The sequence below is a fragment of the Caldithrix sp. genome, from assembly GCF_056497305.1.
The window spans coordinates 1-5,055 of the sequence record NZ_JBSMDE010000176.1 but is presented as its reverse complement, the minus strand read 5'-3'; the positions used below and the strand labels follow the sequence as shown (position 1 = coordinate 5,055).

Here is a 5,055-nt window from a genome sequence, read left to right as displayed (position 1 = left end):
AAAATGAACGAGAATGAAATTTCAAAAATTGTTGTTGAAAAGTCGTTAAAAATTCACAAAGCGCTTGGTCCGGGTTTGCTTGAATCTGTTTATCATGGCGCATTGGTTTATGAATTAAGGAAATCTGGACTAAAAGTTGATTCGGAAAAAGAGATACCTGTTAAATACGAAGAAGTTTATTTCGATAAAGGATTCAGAGCAGATATAATTGTCAATAAAAAAGTAATAATTGAAATTAAATCAGTAAGAAAATTAGAAGATATTCATTTTAAACAATTGTTAACTTATTTAAAGTTGACAAATTGTAAATTAGGTTTATTGATAAACTTCAACGAATCTTTGTTGAAGAATGGTTTAAAAAGAATAATTAATGGAGAAATAAACAATTAAAACTTTGTGTTCTTTGTGGGCATTGTGAGAGAAAAAAATATGAAAAAAATTGGTAATATCATCAAAACACTACAAAATATCATGCGCAAGGACCCTGGCGTTTCCGGCGATGCCCAGCGTATTGAGCAACTCGGCTGGATGATTTTCCTAAAAATTTTAGATGACAAAGATCAGGAACTTGAACTTTTACACGAAAATTACAAATCGCCTATTCCTGAAAATATCCAGTGGCGCAACTGGGCGGCAAACGATGAAGGCATGACCGGAAATGAATTACAGGAATTTATCGACAATACCCTGTTCCCAACTTTGAAGAATCTTGATGTTAGTAACGGCAATAAACGGGCGTTGATTGTTCGCGAAATCTTTTCCGGCACCAATAATTATATGAAAAATGGCACCGTCATCCGTCAGGTGATTAACAAACTAAATGAAATTGATTTTAACAGTTCCGAAGATCGTCACCTGTTTGGCGACATATACGAAACCATTTTACGCGACCTGCAAAGCGCCGGAAATTACGGCGAGTTTTACACGCCCCGCGCCTTAACCGAATTTATGACCGAGATGATAAATCCTCGCCTGGGCGAAAAGGTGCTGGATCCGGCCTGCGGCACTGGGGGCTTTTTAACTTCTGCCATTGAGAACATCCGCAAGCAAGATGTGAAAAGCGTGGAAGATTTGAAAACTTTGGAAGAAACAATTCACGGAATGGAATTAAAACCCCTGCCTTTTATGCTCGCCGTTACCAATCTCATTTTACATGATATTGAAGTGCCCAACATCGATTATACAGACAGCCTTAACCGTGAATACACCAGTATCGGGCAAAAAGACCGTGTGGACGTGATTCTCGCCAATCCCCCGTTCGGCGCATCAGTCACCGACGGCGTGGAAACCAACTTCCCGCAAAACTTTCGCACTACGGAAAGCGCCGACCTGTTTCTGGTACTAATGATCCGCTATTTAAAAGACGGTGGGCGAGCGGCAATCGTTTTGCCAGACGGTTCATTGACCGGCGACGGCGTGAAGCAGCGCATCCGCCAGCATTTTCTGGAAACCTGCAATGTCCACACCATTGTACGTTTGCCCAATTCGGTTTTTCAGCCTTACGCCAGTGTAGCGACTAATCTACTGTTTTTTGAAAAAGGCAAACCGACCAAAGAAATATGGTACTGGGAGCATAAACTGCCTGAAGGTTACAAAGCCTATTCCAAAACCAAACCGATCCGTAAGGAAGAATTTGAAAGCCTGAAACAGTGGTGGAACAACCGGGAAGAAAACGAACAAGCCTGGAAGGTTTCCATTGATGAAATAGCAAAAAACGGCTACAATTTGGATATTAAAAATCCCCACATTGCCGAAGAAGAACAAACTTATTCCAGCGCGGAATTGCTGGAAATGCTGCATGAATCCTTTCGAAAAAGCGATGAATTATTGGAACAGTTGAAGAGAGAGTTAAATAATGCCTGATTTTGATTTAGTAAAAATTGGTGATGTTGCTGATTATAGAAGAGAATTCATTGAAATTTCTGATACTGAAGAATACAAACGATGCCGAGTACAATTGCATAAAAAAGGTGTTGTATTAAGAGATATCATTAAGGGAAGCGATATAAAAACAAAAAAACAAAGATTGTGTAAAACTAACGATTTTATTGTGGCAGAAATGGATGCAAAATTTGGTGGTTATGGAATTATCCCTGAATCTCTAAATAATGCAATTGTGAGTAGCCATTATTATTTATTTGAATTCGATCAAAACAAAATTTTATCTGAATATTTAAAAGTTTTAATTGATACTGATGTTATTCAATCTCAAATAAAAGCAAAAGGAACTACAAATTATTCGAGAGTTAGTCCTAAAGAAATTTTGAATTTTGAAATTCCTTGCCCATCCATAGATGTTCAAAAGAAAATAATCAGAAAATATATCAATTCAAAAAAACACGTAATTAATATCCTGAAAGAATATGATACTCAACAATTTTTTCTCAAACAACTCCGCCAGGCTATTTTGCAGGAAGCGGTGGAAGGCAAACTTACGGCAGAATGGCGCAAGAAGCATCCCGAACTGATTTCCGGCGAAAACCACGCCGCCCGTTTGCTGGAAAAAATCAAAGCCGAGAAGGAGAAGCTCACAAAGAACACAAAGCGCACAAAGAAATTAAAAGAATTACCGCCCATTACCGATGCCGAAAAACCGTTTGAACTGCCGGAAGGGTGGGTGTGGTGTAGGTTGATTGATTATGGTGTCACACAAACTGGTACAACACCCTCAACTACTTATAAATCTAATTTTGGTAATTTTATACCATTTATAAAACCAGCAGATATTTCAACAGCAGGTATTAATTATTTTAATGAAGGACTATCAGAATTAGGCTTGTCTAAGGGTAGACTAATTGATAAAGATTCTATTCTAATGGTTTGTATTGGCGGTTCCCTTGGGAAATCGTATTTTACAGATCGATCTGTATCTTGTAATCAGCAAATTAATGCTTTAACGCCAGTTGCACTGATAAATGTAAGATTCCTTCAGAATTTTCTTCAATCCAACTATTTTCAGAATGAAGTTTGGGATAAGGCAATGAAAAGTTCAACGCCAATTATAAATAAGAGAAAATGGGAAGAAATTCCATTGCCATTGCCTCCCCTTGCAGAGCAACAAGCCATTGTTGAAAAAGTGGACCGGCTGATGGCCAAAATCGACTTGTTGGAAGAGCAGGTCAAAGCCCGTAAAAAGCAGGCAGAGCAGCTCATGCAAGCGGTGTTAAGAGAAGCTTTTAATGGAAAATATGCAAAAGAATTGTAAAAAAAATTGATATTTGATACTATATGTAGTATATTTACAGGAAAATAAATGGGAAAGTTAGAAAAAACTTTAAAGAAATTTGCCTCAAAACCGAAACTAGTAAATAAAGAGGAGGTTATTACTGTTCTTGAAAGGTTCGGTTTTGAACTTGATTTTAATAGGGGATCTCACATTGTTGTGAGACACATTAAACTTTTAGATCAACCTGAATTTGGTTGTAGAGGTGAATTTACTGTTCCGACAACAAATGGTCGTTTTATTAAAGGTTTTTATCTAAAACGAATACTCATTGCAATTGATATAGTTACGGAGGATGACTGAGATGAAAAAGAATCTTAAATATTATCTTAATATAAATTATCCAATTGAAATTCAAAAAATACAAGAGGAAGAAGGCGGTGGTTATACAGCTTCCATTCCCCTGCTCGGGAGATATGCCTTTGTAGGTGATGGGGAAACCATAGAAGAAGCTGTTGCTAATTTGAAAGAAATTAAAGAATATCTTTTAGCAAAATACCTAGAAGAAGGTATTCCGATACCTGAACCCCAGGAAGAAGAAGAAAAGAAATACAGCGGGAAATTCTTATTAAGAGTTCCTAAAGAACTGCACCGTTTTTTAGCATTGGAAGCAAAAAGAAACGAAACCACGCTTAATCAGTATTGCATTTATCTTTTAACCCGTAAGTCTTTTTTAAAGGGTATTCAGGATGATTTAAATGAAGTAAAAAAGGATGTAAAAGATGTATTTACATGGATTCGTAAGATTAATTATAAAATAAATAATGGCACTGGTTCAGCTTATAATTATCCAAATATGAAACTATACAAATATGATAAATCTGCATAAGGTGTATCATGGAAAGAATTTCGCCAGAAGAATATCGAAAAATATTAAATGGTATTGATTTAAACAATATTTTATTATCTGAACTTAAAGCATCCATACATCATGAATTCCTTTCGGAAGGCATGAAAATCTCCATCAAAGATAATGCCCAATATAAATATGAAGATGACGAGTTCATTGTAACAAATACGTATAAATTAACAGCAAAAAATAATGAAAAAAAAATCGCCATAAAAATTGAAGCAACTTATATTGTAGTTTTTGAATCTCAATCTGAAATTAATGATGATTTCTTTGAAGTTTATAAAGAGATCAGTTTACCCCTGAACGTATGGCCGTTTTTCAGAGAATTAGTGAATTCTATTACTTCACGTATGAATATACCACCTTTGACATTGCCTCTACTAAAACGTTGATATCAGTTTTAACCCGCTGTGCAAATTAAGTAACAGCATGTTTTAAGCGGCATAATTGATTTCCAAATTTATATTTATTCAGGTGTTGAACTAAAGCAGCACAGCCGCAGCCAAAAAACTTCTTTAGAAAATGACAGGTCGGTTTCTTTCAGAGTGTTTTGTGAATGCGTAACGTGTTACGCCTAACGAGTTACCTTCGCGAGTCAAAGCGTATAACCATCATTCATTACGGGTTTTTGAACCTTGATTTTCAGGATGACAGGATTTTCTTGATTTTTTACTCCAGTGAAACTTTGCTTGATATTTTAAAGAGAAATTTTGGAATGCAGAAAAAATAATCCCGTTAATCCAGAAATCGGGTAAATCCTGGTTCAGAATTTAAGCCTTCCTTGCTGGTTACTATCTTGTACCTAAGAGTGGTTGCATTAAGTTTTAATGATTACTGTCCGAATATTCACAAGGTATGAAGGGGAGTCTTCACCTTAAAAAGATAAAACAGGTGAAGAACGACATTGGTTGAAGATCGTCAGGTAACGTTAATCGATTAAAGATGGGCGTCTGTTTAATCCGGAAATGAGAATTGACAT

6 protein-coding genes are annotated in these 5,055 nt (G+C 36.1%); all 6 read left to right on the top strand.

Features of this window, described 5'->3' with window-relative positions; translation table 11 throughout:
• The coding region (locus ACWB0I_RS14615; protein ID WP_479388810.1) for a GxxExxY protein at positions 1-390 on the top strand (390 nt) is incomplete at its 5' end.
• A 39-nt stretch (positions 391-429) separates the two neighbouring features.
• Positions 430-1,863: a class I SAM-dependent DNA methyltransferase gene (locus tag ACWB0I_RS14610; RefSeq protein WP_479388809.1), complete on the top strand. Its 1,434-nt coding sequence runs from the start codon at positions 430-432 to the stop codon at positions 1,861-1,863.
• Positions 1,856-3,205, top strand: coding sequence for a restriction endonuclease subunit S (locus tag ACWB0I_RS14605; protein WP_479388808.1), 1,350 nt, complete (start codon positions 1,856-1,858; stop codon positions 3,203-3,205). Before ACWB0I_RS14610 ends, ACWB0I_RS14605 begins: the two co-directional genes overlap by 8 nt.
• A gap of 48 nt (positions 3,206-3,253) precedes the next feature.
• Entirely contained in the window at positions 3,254-3,526 is a 273-nt protein-coding gene (locus ACWB0I_RS14600; protein ID WP_479388807.1) for a type II toxin-antitoxin system HicA family toxin, read from the top strand.
• A gap of 1 nt (position 3,527) precedes the next feature.
• Positions 3,528-4,052: a toxin-antitoxin system HicB family antitoxin gene (locus ACWB0I_RS14595; RefSeq protein WP_479388806.1), complete on the top strand. Its 525-nt coding sequence runs from the start codon at positions 3,528-3,530 to the stop codon at positions 4,050-4,052.
• Between the two features lie 8 nt (positions 4,053-4,060).
• On the top strand, positions 4,061-4,468 hold the full coding sequence (locus ACWB0I_RS14590) for a protein-export chaperone SecB (protein WP_479388805.1): 408 nt from the start codon (positions 4,061-4,063) through the stop codon (positions 4,466-4,468).
• Positions 4,469-5,055: the final 587 nt, after the last annotated feature.